The sequence below is a fragment of the Euzebyales bacterium genome (assembly GCA_035461305.1).
In the GTDB taxonomy this organism is placed as follows: Bacteria; Actinomycetota; Nitriliruptoria; order Euzebyales; family JAHELV01; genus JAHELV01.
This window is the reverse complement of the sequence record DATHVN010000106.1, coordinates 65,007-85,760: the sequence shown is the minus strand read 5'-3', so window position 1 is coordinate 85,760 and position 20,754 is coordinate 65,007. Positions and strand designations below refer to the sequence as shown.

General features: G+C 71.8%; 18 protein-coding genes. 14 read left to right on the top strand and 4 right to left on the bottom strand.

Annotated elements, in window-relative coordinates:
- The first annotated feature begins 174 nt into the window (after positions 1-174).
- The 5 genes from VK923_09770 to aceE all read left to right on the top strand — a co-directional run bounded on the left by VK923_09770 (position 175) and on the right by aceE (position 5,875).
- Positions 175-1,047 carry a discoidin domain-containing protein gene (locus tag VK923_09770; GenBank protein HSJ44955.1) on the top strand — a complete coding sequence of 291 codons (873 nt, stop codon included), beginning with the start codon at positions 175-177 and terminating at the stop codon, positions 1,045-1,047.
- A gap of 48 nt (positions 1,048-1,095) precedes the next feature.
- A complete protein-coding gene (locus VK923_09765; protein ID HSJ44954.1) occupies positions 1,096-1,431 on the top strand; it encodes a hypothetical protein in 336 nt (111 codons plus the stop codon).
- A gap of 61 nt (positions 1,432-1,492) precedes the next feature.
- Positions 1,493-2,413 carry a glycine betaine ABC transporter substrate-binding protein gene (locus VK923_09760; protein HSJ44953.1) on the top strand — a complete coding sequence of 307 codons (921 nt, stop codon included), beginning with the start codon at positions 1,493-1,495 and terminating at the stop codon, positions 2,411-2,413.
- Between the two features lie 21 nt (positions 2,414-2,434).
- A complete protein-coding gene (locus VK923_09755) occupies positions 2,435-3,097 on the top strand; it encodes a nitroreductase family protein (protein ID HSJ44952.1) in 663 nt (220 codons plus the stop codon).
- Between the two features lie 87 nt (positions 3,098-3,184).
- Positions 3,185-5,875: a pyruvate dehydrogenase (acetyl-transferring), homodimeric type gene (gene aceE / locus VK923_09750; GenBank protein ID HSJ44951.1), complete on the top strand. Its 2,691-nt coding sequence runs from the start codon at positions 3,185-3,187 to the stop codon at positions 5,873-5,875.
- 8 nt (positions 5,876-5,883) lie between these two features.
- Here aceE and VK923_09745 read toward each other — a convergent pair whose 3' ends face one another.
- On the bottom strand, positions 5,884-6,666 hold the full coding sequence (locus tag VK923_09745; protein HSJ44950.1) for a lysophospholipid acyltransferase family protein: 783 nt from the start codon (positions 6,664-6,666) through the stop codon (positions 5,884-5,886).
- A gap of 141 nt (positions 6,667-6,807) precedes the next feature.
- Here VK923_09745 and VK923_09740 point away from each other — a divergent pair, with 141 nt between their 5' ends.
- On the top strand, positions 6,808-8,040 hold the full coding sequence (locus tag VK923_09740; protein ID HSJ44949.1) for a DNA polymerase IV: 1,233 nt from the start codon (positions 6,808-6,810) through the stop codon (positions 8,038-8,040).
- A 121-nt stretch (positions 8,041-8,161) separates the two neighbouring features.
- Positions 8,162-8,518, top strand: coding sequence for a DUF3040 domain-containing protein (locus VK923_09735; protein HSJ44948.1), 357 nt, complete (start codon positions 8,162-8,164; stop codon positions 8,516-8,518).
- A 14-nt stretch (positions 8,519-8,532) separates the two neighbouring features.
- Here the strand turns inward: VK923_09735 and VK923_09730 are convergent, their stop codons facing one another.
- From VK923_09730 to VK923_09720, 3 genes are read right to left on the bottom strand one after another with little or no spacing between them, the layout of a single operon-like run.
- Positions 8,533-10,848, bottom strand: coding sequence for a transglutaminaseTgpA domain-containing protein (locus tag VK923_09730; GenBank protein HSJ44947.1), 2,316 nt, complete (start codon positions 10,846-10,848; stop codon positions 8,533-8,535).
- Complete coding sequence (locus tag VK923_09725; protein ID HSJ44946.1) at positions 10,845-12,116, bottom strand: DUF58 domain-containing protein; 1,272 nt, start codon at positions 12,114-12,116, stop codon at positions 10,845-10,847. The genes VK923_09730 and VK923_09725 overlap by 4 nt, the downstream gene beginning before the upstream one ends.
- Positions 12,116-13,084 (bottom strand): MoxR family ATPase, encoded by a 969-nt coding sequence (locus tag VK923_09720; GenBank protein HSJ44945.1) that lies wholly within the window; start codon positions 13,082-13,084, stop codon positions 12,116-12,118. The genes VK923_09725 and VK923_09720 overlap by 1 nt, the downstream gene beginning before the upstream one ends.
- A gap of 175 nt (positions 13,085-13,259) precedes the next feature.
- On the opposite strand from VK923_09720, the gene VK923_09715 reads away from it, so the two are divergent.
- The 7 genes from VK923_09715 (at position 13,260) to VK923_09685 (ending at position 20,725) form a co-directional block, all read left to right on the top strand.
- Entirely contained in the window at positions 13,260-13,964 is a 705-nt protein-coding gene (locus VK923_09715; GenBank protein HSJ44944.1) for a TetR/AcrR family transcriptional regulator, read from the top strand.
- A gap of 59 nt (positions 13,965-14,023) precedes the next feature.
- A complete protein-coding gene (locus VK923_09710; protein ID HSJ44943.1) occupies positions 14,024-14,623 on the top strand; it encodes an HNH endonuclease in 600 nt (199 codons plus the stop codon).
- A gap of 365 nt (positions 14,624-14,988) precedes the next feature.
- Positions 14,989-15,438 carry a division/cell wall cluster transcriptional repressor MraZ gene (gene mraZ / locus VK923_09705; protein ID HSJ44942.1) on the top strand — a complete coding sequence of 150 codons (450 nt, stop codon included), beginning with the start codon at positions 14,989-14,991 and terminating at the stop codon, positions 15,436-15,438.
- Positions 15,439-16,467, top strand: a complete 1,029-nt coding sequence (rsmH, locus tag VK923_09700; GenBank protein ID HSJ44941.1) for a 16S rRNA (cytosine(1402)-N(4))-methyltransferase RsmH — start codon at positions 15,439-15,441, stop codon at positions 16,465-16,467.
- The gene (gene ftsL, locus VK923_09695; GenBank protein HSJ44940.1) at positions 16,467-16,901 is read left to right on the top strand and encodes a cell division protein FtsL; all 435 of its coding nucleotides are present in this window, start codon (positions 16,467-16,469) and stop codon (positions 16,899-16,901) included. The genes rsmH and ftsL overlap by 1 nt, the downstream gene beginning before the upstream one ends.
- A 449-nt stretch (positions 16,902-17,350) precedes the next feature.
- Positions 17,351-19,042, top strand: a complete 1,692-nt coding sequence (locus tag VK923_09690; protein HSJ44939.1) for a penicillin-binding protein 2 — start codon at positions 17,351-17,353, stop codon at positions 19,040-19,042.
- A 27-nt stretch (positions 19,043-19,069) separates the two neighbouring features.
- Positions 19,070-20,725: a UDP-N-acetylmuramoyl-L-alanyl-D-glutamate--2,6-diaminopimelate ligase gene (locus VK923_09685; GenBank protein HSJ44938.1), complete on the top strand. Its 1,656-nt coding sequence runs from the start codon at positions 19,070-19,072 to the stop codon at positions 20,723-20,725.
- Positions 20,726-20,754: the final 29 nt, after the last annotated feature.

Here is a 20,754-nt window from a genome sequence, read left to right as displayed (position 1 = left end):
TTCACCTGGCGTGACTTTCTGGAACGAATGTGGAACAGTGTCAGGCCGATGGATACGTTGCGTGACGGCATGCTCGGTGTGAGGATCGTGTTCACAGAACGTAATGTCAGGCCCGATCGGTGGCAGCGTGGTGCGTAGGGCGCACGGCGCACGGCCGCGGCGGCAGGACAACGCATGAGTTGTCAGGCCTGTGGGGTGGCGTCCGTCGGCGGGCAGTTCTGCGTCGCCTGCGGCCAGCCGCTCAGCTCGGTGCTGACCTCCACCGCGACGGCCGTGACGACCCGTGAGCGGGAGCAGCCCCGAAGCACCTGGCTGGCCTTCCAGGAGATCCGCCTACTGGCCTGCCCGAGGTGTGGTGCCCCGAACTCGGCCGCACGCTGGCAGTGCGCCCGGTGCGGCGAGACCTTCGACGACCGGGCGGACGACGAGCCGTCCGTCGAGGTGACCCCGCCGGTCGAGGACGCACCGCCGGTGCAGCCCGAGTCGGCTCCCTGGGTGGCGTTGGTCACCGTCGTCGTGGGCGTCGCCGCCGTGGCCGTGGCAGTGGCCATGCTCGCGTCGCGCGGTGTCGGTCCCTTCGGTCCACAGGCCCCGGCGGCCCCCGTGCCCCAGGCGGCGCAGGCCAAGGTCGCCAAGGTCCGCGCCTCGTCGACCGCCGCGGACAGCGCCGCGCGCCTCGTGTCGGACCAGGATCCGGCCACGGCCTGGCGCACGGAGGGCGAAGGCAAACGTGAGTGGGTCGAGCTCCGTCTGCAGGCGGCCGTGAAGATCGACCACCTGCTCGTGTGGAACGGTGACCAGAGCAGCAACCGCAGCTTCATCGGAACCAACCGCGTGCGCGACGTGACGATCGTCTTCCCGGACGCCGACAAGCGGTACACGGCCAGCTTCCCGAACCGCAACGCCAACTTCAGGGTCGACATGCCCGAGCCGCCCGTCGCTCGCCGCATCCGCATCCGCATCCGCAGCGTGTACGGCGACAACCCGCAGGCCGCGCTGAGCGAGATCGAGGCACTTGTCAACAGCTCGACCACGCCCGCCGAGTAGGACGGGGCGGGCTGGCCTCCGCCTGGGTGCAGGCGTACTGTTGGCCGCATGGAGGATCCCTTCGTCAACGAGCTCGTGGCGCTCGGCTTCGGCATGGCAGGACGCGACCGCAGAGGTGTTGTGCAGTACGCGCGCCGACCGAACCGCTACCTGACCGAGTGGGTGCACGACGACGGCGCACAGGCGCTGTTCACATGGGAGTTCGAGCTGGGCGAGTACTTCGCCGCGGTCGGCTGGCAGATCGGCGCCGCCGAGACCAGCATGCACATCCTGTACCCGCACCACGACGCGCGGCTCGTCAGGCAAGGATCCGCGGTCGCCAGCGAGCTCGAACGGCTCGAACTGCGGCTGTCCCGCCTGGACCTGCTCGATCCGGTGGTGTGAGACGCGCCAGCGCAGGCCCGCGCCGCGCACCATGACGATGACGACGCGCGCACGACACCGGATGCCGCGGTGGCTGGTCGCGGCCGCCGTCGTCATGGTCGTCGCCGGCGGCGTCGCGTCGGCGTGCGCCGAGGCGGGTGCGGCACCGCGCGTGGTGATCGGCGCGGGCGCGACGGCGGAGCAGCAGGTTCTCGCGGCCATCGCCCACGAGGCCGTGCGGCGCGCGGGCGTGCCGGTCGAGGTGCGGGACAGGCTCGGCGGCACGACCGGCCTGCGTCGGCAGGCGCTGGCCGATCAGGTGGACCTCTACTGGGACTACACGGGCGCAGCCTGGACGCTCGGCCTGCGTGAGACCGCGCCACCGGCAGATCCGCTGGAGTCGTGGGAGCGCGTGCGGGAGGCCGACGCCGACCAGGGGCTGCGCTGGCTCGAGGCGTCCGGTGCGAACGCCACGTTCGCGCTGGTGGTGCGACGCTCGGACCTGCCGCCGGCGGGCGGGCAGCGGGGCATGGGGTGGCTGGCCGGCGAGCTGTCGAGCGGAACGCGTCGCCTGTGCGCGGATCCCGACTTCCTGGCACGTGCGGACGGGCTCCCGTCCCTCGCCGCCGAGTACGGCATTGACACGGCGGGGATGCCCCGGCGCGCCGCCTCCGAGGACGAGGCGATCGGCGCGGTCCGTGCGGGCGAGTGCTTCGCCGGGCTGGCGACCGCGACGTCGGGAGCCGCCCGCGCCGCCGATCTCGTGCCGGTGGAGGACGAGCTGCGTGTCTTTCCGGCCTTCGTCGTCGCTCCGGTCGTGCGGGAGGGGTCGCCGGCGGATCGGCCGCAGGTCGTGGAGACCCTGCGACGGGTCACGACGGCCCTGGACACGGGGAGGCTGGCGCGGCTCAACGCACAGGTCGTGGAGGGCGAGGACCCGGTCGGCGTCGCCGAGGGCTTCCTCGACAACCTCGAGCGCCCCGACGCCACGACGGCCCCGTGATGCTCGACCAGGGGAGCACCAGTGACGCCAGACCTGACGGCCATGCGCGCGGCACTGCGCCCCGCACCGACCGACCATCCGATCCTCGAGATCCTGGCGGGCCGGTGGAGCTCGCGTGCCATCGACCCCGACCGACCCGTGCCCAGGGCGCAGCTGGCGGTGCTGCTCGAGGCCGCGCGGTGGGCGCCGTCGTCGGGCAACATCCAGCCCTGGCGCTACCTCGTGTTCGACGAGGACGTCCCGGACGCGCTGTCCGATGCCCGGTCATGCCTCCGGCGGGGCAACACCTGGGCGTACCGCGCGCCCGTGCTGCTGCTCAGCCTGGTCGAGCGCTACTGGCCCGACAGCACCGATCTGAACCCCAGCGCGCTGCACGACGTGGGCGGCGCGTCGCTGTCTCTGGTCCTGCAGGCGATGGCGGAGGGACTGGTCGCACACCAGATGGCCGGCTTCGACCGCGCCCTGGCACGTGAGCGTTTCGCGGTGCCGGACCGGATGGATCCGGTGGCGTTCATCGCCCTCGGCCACCCCGGCCGCGTCGACTTGCTGGACGACCGCCGCCGCGACCGTGAGCAGGCGCCGCGACGCCGCCGCCCGCTCAGTCAGACGGCGTCCCTCGGGGGCTGGGGCGGACCGCCCTTCGACGGCGGCGGATCCGGTGATTCGATGCGTGCGGTTCGCTGATCCGCGGTACACATCACTGCACAGACACGTCACGTCGGCGAGGCGAGAGGTTGTTCGATGAAGGACCCTGACACCATTCTTGACGGCATCCCCACGCAGCTCGCCGACGAGGACCCGGCCGAGACCCGCGAGTGGGTCGCGTCGGTCAACGCTGTCATCGAGCGCGAGGGTACTGACAGAGCGCGGTTCCTGCTGACGCGCGCACTGCAGGCCGCCAAGGCCCAGGGAGTCAACGTCCCGGCGCTGACCTCCACGGACTACATCAACACCATCCCGCCGGAGCTCGAGCCGGAGTTCCCGGGCGACGAGCACACCGAACGGCGGATCCGGGCGTTCATCCGCTGGAACGCAGCCGTCATGGTCACGCGCGCGCAGCGCCCCGGCGTCGGCGTGGGCGGACACATCGCGACCTACGCGTCGGCCGCCTCGCTGTACGAGGTCGGGTACAACTGGTTCTTCCGAGGCAAGGACACCGAAGACCGCGGCGACCAGATCTTCTACCAGGGCCACGCGTCGCCGGGCATGTACGCGCGCGCCTACCTCGAGGGCCGCGTCGACGAGGAGCGCCTCGACCTGTTCCGCCAGGAGCAGACCGAGGGCGGGCTGGCCAGCTATCCCCACCCGCGGCTGATGCCGGAGTTCTGGGAGTTCCCGACGGTGTCGATGGGCCTCGGCCCTATCGCGTCGATCTACCAGGCGCGCTTCAACCGCTACCTGCACAACCGTGGCTTCAAGGACACGTCGAACCAGCGCGTGTGGTGCTTCATCGGCGACGGTGAGATGGACGAGCCACAGTCCCAGGGCGCGCTCACCGTGGCATCGCGCGAGGGCCTCGACAACCTCACCTGGGTCGTCAACTGCAACCTGCAACGCCTCGACGGCCCCGTGCGCGGCAACGGCAAGATCATCCAGGAGCTCGAGAGCCTGTTCCGTGGCGCGGGCTGGAACGTCATCAAGGTCGTGTGGGGCCGCAAGTGGGATCGCCTGCTCGCCAACGACCGCACGGGTGCACTCGTCGAGAAGATGAACGAGACGCCCGACGGCCAGTTCCAGACGTACGCGACGTCGGGCGGCGAGTACATCAAGAAGAATTTCTTCAACTCGGAGGAGCTGCAGCGCATCCTCGCCGAGTCCGACCTGACCGAGAAGGACCTGCCCGTCCTCGACCGCGGTGGCCACGACTACCAGAAGGTCTACTCGGCCTTCAAGATGGCGACCGAGCACGAGGGCCAGCCGACCGTCATCCTCGCTCACACCATCAAGGGGTGGACACTGGGGCCGGACTTCGAGGCGCGCAACGCGACGCACCAGATGAAGAAGCTGACCGAGAGCGCGCTCAAGAAGTTCCGCGACCGCCTATACCTCGACATCTCCGACGAGGAGCTCGAGAGTGACCTACCGCCCTACTACCACCCGGGCGAGGACTCCGAGGAGATGCGCTACATGCGCGAGCGCCGGGCGGCGCTCGGTGGCCCGATCCCTGCCCGCCGCACGGACGCGACGACCATCGAGCTGCCGGACCGCGACGTGTACACGGAGCTCAAGAAGGGCTCGGGCGGCTCGGACGTGGCGACGACGATGGCGTTCGTCCGCCTGCTCAAGGACGTGCTCAAGCACAAGCAGCTCGGACCGCGGATCGTGCCGATCATCCCCGACGAGGCACGGACCTTCGGCATGGACTCGCTGTTCCCCACGCTGAAGATCTACTCGCCGATCGGGCAGCTATACGACTCGGTCGACCGTGAGATGCTGCTGTCCTACAAGGAGGCGACCGACGGGCAGATCCTGCACGAGGGGCTGACCGAGGACGGCTCGATGGCGTCGTTCATCGCCGCGGGGACGTCGTACGCGACGCACGGCGAGCCGATGCTGCCCATCTACATCTTCTACTCGATGTTCGGGTTCCAGCGCACCGGCGATCTGATGTGGCAGGCCGCCGACCAGCGTGCAAACGGCTTCCTACTCGGCGCCACGGCCGGACGTACGACGCTCAACGGTGAGGGGTTGCAGCACGAGGACGGCCACTCGATCCTCCTGGCGGCCACCAACCCGGCCGTCGTCACCTACGATCCGTCGTTCGCGTTCGAGATCGCGGCCATCGTGGAGGACGGCATCAACCGGATGATGGGTGACGTTGCGCAGGACGTCATGTACTACATCACGCTGTACAACGAGCCGGTGCCGCAGCCGGCGATGCCCGACGACGTGGACGAGTCCGACATCGTGCGTGGCATCTACCGGTTCCGCGCCGCCGAAGGCGAGCGCACCCACCGCGCCCACATTCTGACAAGTGGCAGTGCGGCGCCGGGTGCGATGCGTGCGCAGGAGATGCTCGCCGAGGACTGGGACGTCGACGCCGATCTGTGGAGCGTCCCCGGTTGGGTCCAGTTGCACCGCGACGGCCTGGCCGTCGACGAGCACAACCGGCTGCACCCGGACGCCGAGCCGCGCACGGCGGTCGTGACGGAGGTGCTGGGGGACGCGAGCGGACCGTTCGTCGCCGTGACCGACTACCAGAAGGCCGTGCCGCTGCTGATCGCTCCCTGGGTGCCGGGACGCCTCGGCGTGCTGGGCACCGACGGCTTGGGGCGGTCCGACACGCGGCCCGCGCTGCGCCGGCACTTCCAGATCGACGCCGAGAGCATCGTCGTCGCGGTCCTGTCGGAGCTGGCGGCGGGTGGCGACATCAAGCCGGAGGTCGTCAGCGAGGCGCTGCAGACCTACGAGCTGGCCGGTGCAGAGTCGCCGTACCCGGAGATCGCCACCACGGCGGGCTGACGGGGCGGCTAGGAGCCAGTCCCGCCGGCGCGCTCGGCGCGCCAGCGGGTCAAGCGCTCCTGTCGCTCGCGGTCGGCCATGGCCTCGGCCTCGTCGACCGACGGCGCCGTGCCCCCGAGATGCGCCGGCAGCCACCAACGGTCGTCGTCACCCGCGGGCTGATCAGGGTAGCTGGTGGCCGCGGCGTCGACCAGTGCGCTGATCCGGTCGATCAGCTCGTCGGTGACGTCGGCCGGCGTGTCGTCGGCGTCATAGTCGATCGGACGGCCATAGACGACCAGGATCGGCACGTTCCTCTGCCAGTTCGGCTTGCGCCCCTTCGTCAGCAGCCGCTGGGAGCCCCACACCGCCGCGGGGATCAATGGCGCCTCCGCGCGCATCGTGATGCGGACCGCGCCAGTCTTGGGCCGCGCTGGCACGAACGAGCGGCTGATCGTGCCCTCGGGGAACAGGCCGACGACCTCGCCGGCGCGCAGTGCGGCGACGGCCGTGTCGATCGCGGCGACGGCACCCCCGAATCGGTCGACGGGCAGGTGGCCCATGCCGCGCATCAACGGACCCGAGACCGGGTGATCGAACACTTCCTGCTTCGCCATGAACCGGACCAGCCGTCCGCGCTCGAGCGCGGCCCGGCCCAGGAATGCGAAGTCGAGGTAGCCGACGTGGTTGGACGCGATCACGGCGGGACCCTCGGCCGGAAGGTGCTCGACCCCGGAGACGTGCACCCGCCAGCGCATCAGTGCGAACGCGGTCCGCGTGAACGCGACGACCGGCCCGTAGACCAGTTCCATGCAGACCGACCTCTCGTCAACGCCCCTCGTGGGCGTTCCACCGTAGTACGCGCCGACCCGACCCCGACGCCATGTGTCGGCCTGCCCATGCCCTTTGCCGGTAGGCTTCCAGCGAACCAGCATCCGTCCGGACCAAACCCAGTGGGTCAGCGCCACGCGCAGCCGCAGGAGCCGATCCTGCACGTCGACATGGATGCGTTCTATGCGGCGGTCGAGGCCCGGGACGACCCGCGGTTGCGTGGCCGTCCGCTGATGGTTGGCGGCACCGGCGCTCGTGGCGTCGTGGCGAGCGCCTCCTATGAGGCCCGGCGGTACGGCGTGACGTCGGCGATGCCGGTGTCGCAGGCGTTGCGGCGCTGCCCGTCGGCCGTCGTCATCGCGCCGCGGTTCGACGTGTACCGCGAGGTCTCGGCGGCGCTCGGGGAGATCTTCCGATCGGTGACCCCACTGGTCGAGCCCCTCGCGCTCGACGAGGCCTTCCTCGACGTGGGCGGCAGCGTGCGGCTGCTCGGCACGCCGGTCGAGATCGCTGTGCTGCTGCGGGCGCGCATCGCCGACGAGCTGGGCCTGCCTGCCAGCGTCGGGGTCGCACCGAACAAGTTCCTCGCCAAGCTGTGCAGCAGGACGGCCAAGCCCGACGGGTTGCTGCACCTGCCCGCCGCGGACGTCACCGGGTTCCTCGCGGACCTGCCGGTCACCGAGCTGTGGGGCGTGGGGGACCGGACCGCCCAGCGACTCGCGTCGTCCGGCATCCGCCGCGTCGGCGACCTGCGCGCCGTGGACGAGCGCACGCTCGCCCGACTGGTCGGTCGGGCGGCCGCGGCCAACCTGCGCGCGCTGGCCCACGGGATCGACCGCCGCGCGGTGCACAGCGACGTCGAGCCCAAGGGGCTGAGCGCCGAGGAGACGTTCGCGACCGACCTGGTGCGGCCCGACGATCTGCAGCGCGCGCTGCTCGACCTGTGCGAGCGGGTCGCACGGCGCCTGCGCGACGCCGACGTGCGTGCCCGGACGGTGACGCTCAAGGTGCGCGACGCCGTGTTCGTGACGCGGACCCGCTCGCGCACGCTGGATGTCCCGACCGCCGAGGCCGGCCAGCTGTACCCGGTCGCCACGGCGCTGCTCATGACCGCCTGGTCGCCCGGTCAGCGCGTCCGTCTGCTCGGCGTCGGCGCCACCGGACTCGTCGGGGGAGGAGCGGGGGTCCAGCTCGACATGTTCCAGTCCTCCCGGTGGGAGGACGCCGAACGGGTCGCCGATCGTGTCAGGGCGCAGTTCGGCGATGCCGCGCTGACCCGCGGGGCACTGCTCGGCCGTGCCGGTCGCGTGAACCGCTCTCCGTCGCGGGATGACCTGTCACATGGGGGGACGTGACGCCTCACGATCCCGGGCCTTTCGACCGGGAAGTTGGTCGCGGTGCTGCAGATTCTGGTGCGCGTGGCACCGTTGTGGGCAACAATACGGATTGACCGGGTGAAAGATCGACGGAGGCGCGATGGCCCTCTCGGATCGCGAGCGGCAGATCCTCAGCGACATCGAAGCGCGATTGCGTGAGGACGATCCCAAGCTTGCGAAGGTCGTCGGCACCAAGACGGTATCGTCGGAAGCACGGCGCCGCGTCAAGCTCGCCGCGGCCGGGTTCGTCCTCGGGTTCATCGTGATGCTGTTCTTCGCGGTCAACCTGTGGTTCGGCGTCGCCGGGTTCGTGATCATGTTGGCGACCGCTGTGTACGGCGGGCAGACGCTCAAGCAGCTGGGGCAGCAGCAGACCAACAAGCTCGGCGGGCAGCTGCGCGAGGGCCTCGACCGCTACTTCCAGGACCGTCGGCGCCGGGACGAACTCGACCGCTGACCGGCTGACCGGACTCAGCTCCGGCGGGCCGCCACGCGGCGGACCCGCCGCCACCCGGCGACCATGTCGCCGCGCAGGCGGATCAGCGTACGCTGCCATCGCGGTCGGTCCGCCAGCAGCTCGGCGCTCAGCGCCTCACCGGCGCGCTCGGCACGGTCCGCGACCTCGCCGTCGACCGACGCCGCGTAGCGCGCCGTGGTCACGGCGGCCGCCAGCTCGCGCGCGTACCCGGTGTCCGGCGCGAGCCGTGCGAGGTACTCGCGATCGGTCTCCCACGCCGGCGCGGGCACGCCGAGGCCGCGGCCGAGGCGCCCGATGCGGTCCCGCACCGCCAGGATCCGGTCAGTGGGACCGGTCACGGTCGAGGCCCGCCGGCCCAGCGCGACCAGGACGAGCACGGCGGCGATCAGCAGTAGCACGACCACGGTGACGAGGGTGGGATCGGTCAGCCGGCGGGAGACCTGGCCGGCTCTGCCGCCGATCACGCCGCCGGCGGGCGTGGCCTGGCTGGCACGGTTCTGCAGCGCCTCGCGCTCGTCGAAGATGTCGAACTCCGCCGCGGTGGCCGGGTCGCCTCCCTCCGCGGCGGTGACGCCGGGCACCTGCGCAGTGTCGTCGGGGGTGATGTCGCTGACGCTCGGCACGAGCACGTTGCCGTCGGACCGCGGCGTCGGCTCGAACGCGAGCCACTCGCCGCCGAAGCGCACCTCGGCCCAGGCGTGCGCGTTGGCCCAGCTGACGGTCCAGAGCGTCGGGTCGTCGGGATCGACCGTGCCGGGCGTGAACCCGACGGCCACGCGCGCGGGGATGCCGAGCGTGCGCAGCATGACGGCCATCGTGCCGGCGAACTGCTCGCAGTAGCCGACGCGCTCCTCGAGGAAGGTCCGCATCGCCACGCCGCTGTGCCCGGACGGGGGACGCAGCGAGTACTCCCAGGTCCGCAGCTCGTTCTGGATCGCCAGCGCCTGGGTGAACGGCGTGGTCGCTCCCGCGTCGTCGACGACGCGCCGAGCGAGCTGCTCGACCTCCGGTGGTACCGAGTCGGGCAGCTCCGTCAGCCGCGCGGGCGCCGGCGTGTCGAGCGACGCCACCACGTCCGGGTTCAGCTGGGGGCGGCTGGACACGACGGTGTAGCGCTGGCCCGACTGGAGCCGATCCTCGCCGAACGTGAACGTCGACGTCCGCGGGTCGTAGCGGGGCGTGATCCCGCGAGGGGCGTCGAACAGCACCGCGCCCGATGGCGCGGGCACCAGCACGCCGTCGGTCACGTCGACGACCTGCACGCGCACCTCGCGTCGGCGGTTGGTGAACCTGCCACCCGGCACGAACCCGTCGTCGAGCGGCCGCGGCTCGATGCCGGAGGTCTCCCACACCTCGGCGTCGGAGTACGTGTCGAGGGCCGTCGATCTCAGGTACACCGGCTCGGTCGAGCGCACCCGCATGACCGCGCCACTGTCCGTCGCGACGAGGTTCGTGCGCAGCTGGACGATCGGGTTGTCGGTCAGCGTCGTGGTCGAGCGTGCCCGCAGCTCGTACCAGGGCGGGTCGCCGAACCCCGGCAGCAGGCCGGCGAGCAGCACGCCGACGACCAGCGCGCAGACCGCCAGCACGACACCGGACGACTGGCGCTGGCCGGTGCGCCGGGGGCGGCCGGTGGCGCTCGACGTGACCAGTGGCCCCCAGCGGACGAAGTCGCGGTCGGCCTGTGCGAGCATCACCGCCGCACCGGCGAGCAGCAACGGCGCCGCGAGCACCCACGGAGCGTCTCCTCTCGGCACGATCGCGAGCGGAACGATCCACAGCGTGGTCGCGCAGATGATCGCCTTGCCCGGCGCGTCCAGGCGCAGCGCGAGCACGTCGATGCTCGTTGCCACCCACCACACGCCCGCAACGGCGAGCAGCAGCAACGGGACCTCGGGGTAGACGGGCGCGGGCAGCACCGCGATGCGCTCGGCACCGATGACGGCCACGCGGGCCGCGAGCGTGGCCGATTCCAGTGTGGGGATCACCCCACCCCACAGGGTCGACGGTAGCAGGACCAGCGCCGTGTACCACACGGAGGCCACGGCCTGGAGCGCGAGCGCCGTCCACCATCGCAGGCCGACGCGTCGCGCCACGAACGACAACCCCACGGGCAGGAGCGCGGCCAGCAGCAGGGGGACGAACCACTCACCGGTGATGAACACCCGGCCGAACGGCAGGATCGCCGCCACGACCAGCGCGGCGACGCGGAGCGTCGCGCCGACGTCGGAAGAACTACGGCGTGGTTCGCGGCCGGGCCGCGCCTGGGCTCGGCGCTCCTCGACCGGCCGTTCCAGAAGCGTGCTCATCGGCGTGACCCGACGAATCGCCCGACGTCGGCGCCGATCATGGCGTGGTGCCAGACGTCGGCCAGTGGCGTTCCCTGGGGGGCGACGGCGGTCCGCCAGCCGGCGAGGCGCAGCAGGCGCGCCAGCATCCCGCAGCGGGCGGCGTCGGTGTGCTCGACGATCAGCGCAACCCGTGTGCGGTAGCCACGACCGGCCTGCAGGAGCGCCCGCACCTCCGCGTGGTCGGCCAGGTCGTCGTCACGCCCGGTGTCGGGCGTTGCCGCACGCCTGGTCGGGGGCCGGACGACGGCGACCAGCAGGCCACTGCCCGCCTTCCCGACGGCCCGCAGGATCGCTGCGGGCGAGTCGTCGGCGACGGGCCCAAGCTCCGCGAGCCGGATGAGCGCTCTCTCGAGCCGCCCGTCCGATCGGCCCGGCGGCGAGCCACCGGTGACCAGGTCGATCTCGTAGCGCTGGCGGTCGAGGTGGCTCAGCACGCTGGCCGCCGCGGACACTCCCCGCTCGAGCGTCGACCGGTCGCCCACGCCGACGTGCACCGATGTCCGGCTGTCGAGGTAGACCACTGCACGTGCCTGCCACGGCAGCTCGTGCTGGCGCACCATCAGCTCGCCGCGGTGGGCCGTCGACGGCCAGTGCACGTAGCGCAGGTCGTCGCCGACGAGGTAGTTGCGCATGGTGTGGAACTCGTCGCCGTGGTGGAACGCACGCTGGGAGGCGCTCGTGTCCGCCCCGTGGCGGATCCCCCGCGTCCCACCGGATGGGAGTGGTTCGATCGGGGGGAAGACGACGAGGTCGTCGGTGGCGCGGTAGCGGCGCGAACGCTCGGCCAACCCGAACGGATCGCGCACGCGGATGCGCACCGGGCCGATCGCGTAGCGGCCGCGCCGTCGCCCGATCGCGTGCCACCGCAGCTCGGCCAGCCGGCGGGGGCGCAGCCCTCGGACGACGAAGCGCGCCCCGGTGTCGTCGTCGTCCGCGATGCCTGAGGGCCGGCGGTCCTCCACGAGCAGCAGGGACGCTGGCAGCCGACCGTCGTTGCGCAGGGCGATCTCGATCGGCAGGCGCTCGTCGCGGTGGGTGTGGTGCGCGGTCGTGTGGCGGCGCACGGCGATCCGCGCGCTCGACACCCGTGTCGAGACGATCGCGAGCACGACCATGGCCACCGCGGCGGCGCTGACGACGTAGAGCTCGTCGACGCCCAGGAACCGCCCGAGTGTCCAAGCTGCGACGGCGACACCGCACAGCGCGACGCCCCGTGCGGTCAGCATCAGCTCGACGGGATGGGCACGGACTGCAGCAGCTCGCCGAGGATGGTGGCAGCCGTGCGGTCGTGCAGCTGGGCCTCGGCGGACAGGATCATGCGGTGCGCCAGCACCGGCACGGCCAGGCGCTTGATGTCATCAGCGGTGACGAAGTCGCGGCCCTCGGTCGCCGCAAGGGCGCGTGCGGCCCGCAGGAGTCCGACCGCGGCCCGTGGCGAGGCGCCCAGGGTGACCTCGTCGTGGCGGCGTGTGGCGCGGATGAGGTCGACGATGTAGCGCTGTACCGCCGGCGCAGCGTGCACAGAGGTGCACGCGGTGATCATCGACGCGATCGACCGCGCGTCGGTCACGGCCTGCAGGTCCGGCAGGCGGTCACCCCGGCTGTGACCCTTCAGGACGGCGAGCTCCTCGTCGACCGAGGGGTAGCCGATCGACACCCGCATGAGGAAGCGGTCACGCTGCGCCTCAGGGAGCGGATAGGTGCCCTCGAGCTCGACCGGGTTCTGGGTCGCGACCACCATGAAAGGGACGGCGAGCTCGTAGGTCACGCCGTCGACGGTGACCGTGCGCTCCTGCATGGCCTCGAGCAGCGCGGACTGGGTCTTGGGCCCGGCCCGGTTGATCTCATCGCCGAGCACGAGGTTGGCGAACACTGCACCCGGCTTGAACTCGAAGTCGTCGTGGTGCTGGCTGTAGACGGTGACGCCGGTGATGTCGCTGGGCAGCAGGTCGGGTGTGAACTGGATGCGCCGCACACTGCAGGAGATGGAGCGGGCGATCGCCCGGGCGAGCAGCGTCTTGCCGACGCCGGGCACGTCCTCGATCAGCAGGTGGCCCTCGGCGAGCAGTGTGACCAGGGCGAGGGTGACCGTCTCGTCGTCACCCTCGAAGACCCGCTCGACGTTGCGCCGGATCTGATCGAAGTCGTGCGCGACGACAGTCGGCTCGAGTGCCGCGGAGCGCTCAGTTGTCACGTGCCGCCCTCATGTCCACCGACGTGCCCCTCGCGACAGTGCCAGGCCTCAGTCCAGTGGGGGTGAGTGTATCTTCCCGCAGGCACCCGATGGCGGCCTCATCGCCCGTGGCTTGCTGTGGCCGGACCGACCCCGCCCCGTGGTCGGCGGCCACGCCGATACCATGACAAGCGAGATGACCGCAGCTGCCGATCCCCAGGATCCGTTCGCCGGCCGTGACGTGCCGGCGGGCGAGGTGCACCCTGTCGGTGGCTCGGAGCGCGGGCCCGGGCGGGGATCGGCGCCGACGGCGGCCCGGCTGCGTCGGGCGGCCATCGCGGCGTTCGAGGACCTGGGATGGCAGGCGACCCGCGTCTCCGACATCACGCGGCAGGCCGGCGTCAGCCACGGCACCTTCTACACCTACTACGAGAACAAGGTGGCGCTGGCGGAGGACCTGATCCGTGGGAGCATGGCCGATCTGATGGCGTTGGCCAGCGAGCCGTGGATGGCCGACGACGTCCGGGGTGCGCTCGAGCGGGTGATCGGTGGGTTCCTCGACGTCTACCAGCGCGACAGGGTGATCCTGCGGACCTGGCTGGAGGCCGCGAGAGAGAACCGTCGGATCTCGGTGCGCTACCTGGAGGCGCGCGGCGTGTTCGTCGACCGGGTCTCCGATCACGTGGCGGCGGTCGTGGCCGCGTCGGGGAAGGCGGACCAGCCCCCGCCGCGGGCCGTCGCGTCGGCACTGGTCGCCATGGTCGAGCACTTTGCCTACTGCTGGGCTGTGCTGGGGGAGGACCACGACCGCGACGACGCCGTGGCGTCGCTCGTGCTGGTGTGGGGCAGCACCCTCAACGAGATCGCCGGGTTCCCGGTCGTGCGGCCCCCGAGCGACTGACGCGCACTGGTACAGTGGCGCGGCTGTGGCAGGACGCCAACCTCGTAGAGGCGCAGGCGGTGGCTGTCTTGGAACTGCAGGTGCACCACGCGTTGCACGGCACCAACGGTGCCGGGCCGTCGCCGGAGCCCCGCGCGGCGGCCGTCACTGGCGTGTCCTCCCACGCGCTCGTGCTCAACGCGAGCATGGAGCCGCTGTGCGTGGTGCCCACCAGGCGGGCGGTGGTGCTGGTCCTCAGCAGCAAGGCCGACCTGCTGCACGCCGGCGACGGCCACTTCCGGGCGGAGCGGACGGCGTTACCCGCTCCGTCGGTCGTCCGGCTCCGCCGGTACGTCCACGTCCCGTACCGACGCCGCGCGGCACTCAGCCGACGCGGCGTCTTCATTCGTGACGAAGGACGCTGCCAGTACTGCAGCCACCCCGCGGAGAACGTCGACCACGTGGTGCCGCGCAGCCGGGGCGGTCCCCACGTCTGGGAGAACGTGGTCGCGGCCTGCGAGCGGTGCAACGCCCACAAGAAGGACCGCACACCCGACGAAGCGGGCATGTCCCTGTCACGTCACCCGTACGCCCCGCGGGCCGCGTTCTGGCTCGTGGTGGCGGTCGGGACGGTCGACCCGTGCTGGGCGCCGTACATCGCCGGCGTCGTGGCCCCCTGACGTCCGACCCTCCACTTCGCTCCACCTGATCCGGCGCTGACCGCGCCGGGCTCGGGCATGCGCCGCTACGGGCGCCAATCCGCGGCCGGATCCGCCGCCATCGCGCCCGCCGGTGTGACGGTGAGCACAGACTGCCGGGTGATCCCTCCACCCCGCACCACCCTCCCTGACCTGCACCGATGGCCGGACAGTGGTGTGAAATCGGCACGCAAGTGGCGTGCGGCATTGACAAGTGGAGCGAAGTGGAGCAATGTGGAGGCTGCAGGAGGACGGGGCGCGCCAACGGAGCGAGCGGCAACCGACGACGACCACCGGTCGCTCGCACCGTTCGGCGCGACCCCCGAGCAGCAGGGAGACCACAGCCCGTGGCCACCGACGGTGGGATGTTTCTCGGCGAGTACCAGCACTCGTTGGACCCCAAAGGGCGGGTCATCTTCCCGGCCGCCTACCGCGAACAGCTTGGAGAGGGCCTCGTCATGACCGTGGGAGTGGACAACTGCATCACCGTCCACCCAGTGCCCGAGTGGGAGCGGGTGATCGACGGGTTGCGCCGGCTGCGCTCCACCGACCGCCGTGAGCGCATGTTCACCCGGATGATGACATCGATGGCTCACCCCGACGAGCTCGACCGTCAGGGCCGCGTGACGATCCCCGTCCGTCTCCGGCAGTACGCCAACCTCGACCGCGATGTCACCGTGGTGGGTGCCGACACCAAGATCGAGCTGTGGGACACGGCGCGCTGGGAGGCCTACCGCGACCAGGCCATGGCCGACTTCGCACAGACCGACCACCCGTTCGACCTGGGCGGGTTCTAGATGCTGCGGCTGTTCGACCCACGCGTCGGCGGGGAGGTGACGACACCGATGGAGGCGTCATCGCACGAGCCGGTGCTCGTCGACCGCATCATCGACCTGCTCGCGGTCGCCGACGGTCCCGGCATCATCGTCGACGCTACCATCGGGATGGGTGGCCACGCGGTGGCCCTGCTGGCGGCCAGCGCCGATGACGTGGCGCTCGTCGGCTTCGACCGCGATCCAGAGGCGCTCGCGCTCGCCGGCCGGCGGCTCGCGGCCTTCCGTGCCCGGGTGCACCTGGTCCACGTCGGCTATGACGAGTTGTCTGAGTGGGTCGGTCAGCTGACGCCGGATCACGGGCCCGTCCTCGCCGTGCTCTACGACCTCGGTGTCTCGTCGCTCCAGCTCGACCGTGCCGATCGCGGGTTCTCGTTCCGCCACGACGCGCCCCTTGACATGCGCATGGACCCGACGGGGTCGCCGACCGCAGCTGACGTGGTCAACACCGCGACGGTCGACGAGCTGCGCGACATGCTGCGCACCTACGGCGAGGAGCGCCACGCGGGCCGCATCGCGCGTGCCATCGTCACGGCCCGCCCGCTGCACACGACGGGCGAGCTGGCTGAAGTGGTGGCCTCGGCCATGCCCCCCGGTGCCCGCAGCGGTGCCCGGCACCCGGCCACGCGCACGTTCCAGGCACTGCGCATCGCGGTGAACGACGAGCTCGCACGCTTCCGTGCCTCCCTTCCCCAGGCATTGGAGCTGGCGGCGCCCACCACGGCGCACGGTCGTGGTGGGCGGGTCGCCGTCCTGAGCTACCACTCGCTGGAGGACCGCATCGCCAAGCGGACGTTCGCCGACGCCATCACGGCCTGCGTCTGCCCTCCCGACCTGCCGGTCTGCGGATGCGGGCGGCGCTCATGGGCACGCGCGCTGTTCCGCGGCGTCGTCCGTCCCGACGACGCCGAGGTGGCGCGCAACCCGAGGGCACGCAGCGCCAAGCTGCGCGCGATCGAGATGACCGCACCCGGTCCCATGAAGGAGGAGTGATGTCGGCTGCGCCGCTTCGGCTGGTTCGTGGGCAGGGTGCGTCGTCGCGTCCACGGCTGCAGCTGGTCATGTCGAACCCGCGCTCGTCCCGCCTGGCCCTGGTGCTCCTGGTCATCGCCGCGATCGGAGTGTTCGCCGTCGTCAGCGTCGGCGCCAAGACCGCGGAGGCTGCCGTGCAGGTCTGGACGCTGCAGAGCGACGTCGACGAGCTCAAGGAGCGGTACGAGATCCTGACCGCTGAGGTCGCCGAGCTCGAGTCCCCGGAGCGCATCCGCCGCTACGCCGTCGAGGAGCTCGGCATGGTCGAGCCCGACGAGCCACAGTTCGTGGTCGTCGACGGTGACGGACGGTTCGCGCTGCACGACCCCGTCGACCGGCAGGTCGACAAGGGCTTCACCGACAAGGTGAAGCAGGTGCTGGCCACACAGCCGTGACCACGCTGGGCACGCGTGGGTCACGGCGCGGTCGTGCCGGAGGGCCGGCCGCGTCGCGCACCGCGGCCGGCCGCTCCGGCACCTCGCGCACTGGCACCCCGCGGACCGGTACCTCGCGCTCCGGCGCCCGGGCCGGCACCTCGCGCACCGGCTCCCAGGCCGGCACCTCGCGCACCGGGACTCCGTCCACCGGTCGTGCGTCGGCGACACGGACTGCGGGTACGAGCACCGGGTCGGGCCGCGCCGGCGGCGGGAGCCGCACGGCGTCGTCGGACGGTCGCGCCACCACGTCGGCACGCGGCCGGACCAGCGGCCGCGCCGGGCATCGCGGCGCCGCTCGCACGCGGACCGCGGCCGCCCGGACGCGCCGGCCCGCGACCGGGCTGCGCGACCTCCGCATCCCGGCGGTGCGGGACGCCCGCAGCTCCCGTCGGCTGCGGAGCGTCCTGGTGTTCTACCTGCTGATCACGCTCGCGATGGGGTGGCGCCTGGTCGACATCCAGGTGCTCTCGGCTTCCGAGTACCGCGAGCGCGCCCGCAGCCAGACCGAGCGGGACATCGAGCTCCCTGCCGAGCGCGGCAAGGTCTACGACCGCACGGGAGAGCCGCTGGCGCTGTCGGTTCCGACGGCCACGATCGTCGCCAATCCCCGCCAGATCAGGGAGGCCGGTGCGAAGGTCGACGTGCGTGAGATCGCCCGCAGCCTGGCGCGTGTGTTGCCGGAGGCCACCGACGACATCGAGGCGAAGCTGCGTGACGATCGCGGATTCGTGTATCTCGCGCGGCAGGAGCCCCACGACATCGGCACGCGCGTCGCCGAGCTCGATCTCCCGGGAGTGCAGGTCCTCGACGAACCTCGACGGACCTACCCGGCGGGCCCGCTGGGCGCGCAGATCGTCGGGTTCGCCGGCACCGACAACGTGGGTTTGTCCGGGCTCGAGAAGCAGTACGACGCGCTGCTCGCCGGACTGCCCGGCCGCATGATCGCGCAGCATGCCCCGCAGGGCCTGGAGATCAGCTCGGCGCCACGCATCGGCGAGCCACCGGTCGCCGGCACCGACCTCGTGCTGACGCTCGACAGCGAGGTGCAGGCGACGACCGAGCGGCTCCTGGCCGACGCGGTCAGGCACCTACGGGCCAAGGGCGCCTCGGCGGTCGTCATCGACGTCGCGTCCAGCGAGATCCTGGCGATGGCGTCGATGCCCGGCTACGCGCCTGAGAACATCGGCACCGCGCCAGGCTACGCCCGTCGCAACCGCGTCGTGACCGATGCCTACGAGCCGGGGAGCGTGAGCAAGGCGGTCACGGTCGCCGCCGCCCTCGAGGAGGGCGTCGTCTCCCCGCGGTCGCGCCTGAAGATCGGAGCGACGCACACGGTCGGCGGCAAGGCGTTCACGGACTCGCACTACACCGAACGGGCCACGCTGGCCGAGATCGTGCGGGACTCCTCGAACATCGGCAGCATCAAGCTGGCTCAGCGTCTGGGTCCCGAGCGGCTGCACGCGTATCTGCGCAGGTTCGGTTACGGCCGGGCGACGGCCCTGGCCTTCCCCGGTGAGACCGGCGGCCTGCTCGCGGACGTGGAGGACTGGTCCGGGACGAGCCTGCCGACGATCGCGATCGGGCACGGCGTGTCGACGAGCCTGTTCCAGGTCGCGCAGGTGTACGCCACGATCGCGCGCGGCGGCGCGGCGCAGGATCCGGTGCTCGTGCGCGGCACGGTGGGCAGCGACGGTACGCTGCAGCGCGCCACGCCGGGGCAGCGGAGACGGGTGGTTTCGGAACGTACCGCGCGGGCGCTGTCGCGGATGCTCGTCGACGTGGTCGAGGACGGCACCGGCACCGACGCGGCGGTGCCGGGCTACAAGGTCGCCGGCAAGACCGGGACGGCCCAGAAGCCCCGCGAGGACGCATCGGGGTACGAACCTGGCGCGTACGTCGGAAGCTTCGTGGGCTTCGCGCCCGCGGATCGGCCGGAGGTCGTCGTTGCGGTGGCCGTCGACGAGTCCAGGCGCGGCTACTACGGCGGGCTGACCGCGGCGCCGCTGTTCAGCGACGTGATGCAGTTCACTCTCGGTCACCGCCGCGTCCCGCCGAACGACCCGGGTGAGCTCGACGACGGGGACGGACCGGACGTATGACCGATCGGGGCGCCGAGCGGGCGCCGGATGGACGTGACAGGATGCGAGGACGGCATGGACCGCGGGCTCACAACGGCAGCTTCCAGGCACGCCCATGAGCGCCGCGTATCCTGCCCTACGTCCCCAGCACCCGACCTTCGTTGGCCTGTGTCCTCCATTCCCTCGTCCTCCGCAGCGCCAGGCGGACCGGTCGACGCCGCCTGTCCGGCGTCGCTGCGCTCGCTCGCCGCGCTGACGCGTGGCCGGCTCGTCGGACCACACGACGGCGCCGACGTGACCGTGACGGACGTGACCCACGACAGCAGAGCGGCCGGCCCCGGCGTGCTGTTCGCGTGCCGGCCGGGCGCCCACGCGGACGGGCACGACTTCGCACCCGACGCGGTCGCGCGCGGTACGTCGGCGCTGCTCGTGGAGCGGTCGCTCGACCTCGACGTGGCGCAGCTGCAGGTCGACAGCGTCGCGGCGCGGCTCGGAGCGGTGGCCGCGGCGGTTCACCGCGACCCGACGGCGGAGCTCGACGTCGTGGGCGTGACGGGCACGAACGGCAAGACGACGTGCGCCACGCTGCTCGAGGGCGTGCTGACCGCCGCCGGCCGACGGACGGGGTTGATCGGCACCGTCGCCACCCGGATCGCCGGGACCCAGGTGCCGGGGGTGCGCACGACACCCGAGTCGACCGACCTCCAGAGGCTCCTCCGCCGGATGGTCGACGAACGGGTGACCACGGTGGCGATGGAGGTGTCCAGCCACGGCCTGGCACTGGGGCGGGTCAACGGCACCCGCTTCGCGGTCGCTGTGTTCACCAACCTCACCCACGACCACCTCGACTTCCACGGGACGATGGACGCCTACTACGCCGCCAAGGCGCGCCTGTTCACCCCCGGCTTCAGCCGGCTCGGCGTGGTCAACGTCGACGATGCCTGGGGACGCCGGCTGGCCGGTGAGGCGACCATCCCCGTGACCACCGTCTCACTCGCACCTGAGGCCGACGCAGACCTGGTCGCGACGGCCGTCACACCGGGACCGCAGGGGTCGGTCGTGGAGGTCGTTGTGGACAGCGTCGCCCACAGGATCGAGGTCGGCCTGTCCGGGCGGTTCAACGTGTGCAACGCCCTGCTCGTGCTGGCGGCGGCGCGCGCCCTCGGCGTGCCTCTGACGTCGGTCGCCACCACCCTCCGGCGGCCCTGGTCGGTGCCAGGCCGCATGGAGAGCGTCGACGAGGGCCAGGCATTCACGGTGCTCGTCGACTACGCCCACACGCCCGACTCGCTGGCGCGGGTGCTCGAGGCCGCCCGGGAGGCGGCAGCGGGACGCGTGCTGGTGGTCATCGGCTGTGGCGGTGACCGTGATCACGAGAAGCGCCCCGCGATGGGCGCCGTGGCAGTCGGCGGTGCGGACCGCGTGGTCTTCACCAACGACAACCCCCGCGGTGAGGACCCCGAAGCCATCCTCACCGCGGTCGCCGACGGCGCGCGCACCGTCGATGGCGGCCGGTGGACGGTCGAGCCTGACCGGCGGGCGGCCATCGCGACCGTGCTCGGGGAGGCCGCATCCGGTGACATCGTGGTGATCGCCGGCAAGGGCCATGAGACCGGTCAGCAGCTGGCCGACCGCACGATCCCGTTCGACGATCGTGAGGTCGCGCGCGAGCTGCTGCGCGCCAGGGTGGGAGACTGCGCATGAACGCGGGCAGCGCAGCGGTGGGTCGCGGG

Bases quoted from the DNA above. Each gene is read 5' to 3' on its own strand.
- VK923_09770 (HSJ44955.1), top strand. From the start codon at position 175: ATGAGTTGTCAGGCCTGTGGGGTGGCGTCCGTCGGCGGGCAGTTCTGC.
- VK923_09765 (HSJ44954.1), top strand. From the start codon at position 1,096: ATGGAGGATCCCTTCGTCAACGAGCTCGTGGCGCTCGGCTTCGGCATG.
- VK923_09760 (HSJ44953.1), top strand. From the start codon at position 1,493: ATGCCGCGGTGGCTGGTCGCGGCCGCCGTCGTCATGGTCGTCGCCGGC.
- VK923_09745 (HSJ44950.1), bottom strand. From the start codon at position 6,666: ATGGAACTGGTCTACGGGCCGGTCGTCGCGTTCACGCGGACCGCGTTC.
- VK923_09735 (HSJ44948.1), top strand. From the start codon at position 8,162: ATGGCCCTCTCGGATCGCGAGCGGCAGATCCTCAGCGACATCGAAGCG.
- VK923_09730 (HSJ44947.1), bottom strand. From the start codon at position 10,848: ATGAGCACGCTTCTGGAACGGCCGGTCGAGGAGCGCCGAGCCCAGGCG.
- VK923_09725 (HSJ44946.1), bottom strand. From the start codon at position 12,116: ATGCTGACCGCACGGGGCGTCGCGCTGTGCGGTGTCGCCGTCGCAGCT.
- VK923_09715 (HSJ44944.1), top strand. From the start codon at position 13,260: ATGACCGCAGCTGCCGATCCCCAGGATCCGTTCGCCGGCCGTGACGTG.
- rsmH (HSJ44941.1), top strand. From the start codon at position 15,439: ATGCTGCGGCTGTTCGACCCACGCGTCGGCGGGGAGGTGACGACACCG.
- ftsL (HSJ44940.1), top strand. From the start codon at position 16,467: ATGTCGGCTGCGCCGCTTCGGCTGGTTCGTGGGCAGGGTGCGTCGTCG.
- VK923_09685 (HSJ44938.1), top strand. From the start codon at position 19,070: ATGGACGTGACAGGATGCGAGGACGGCATGGACCGCGGGCTCACAACG.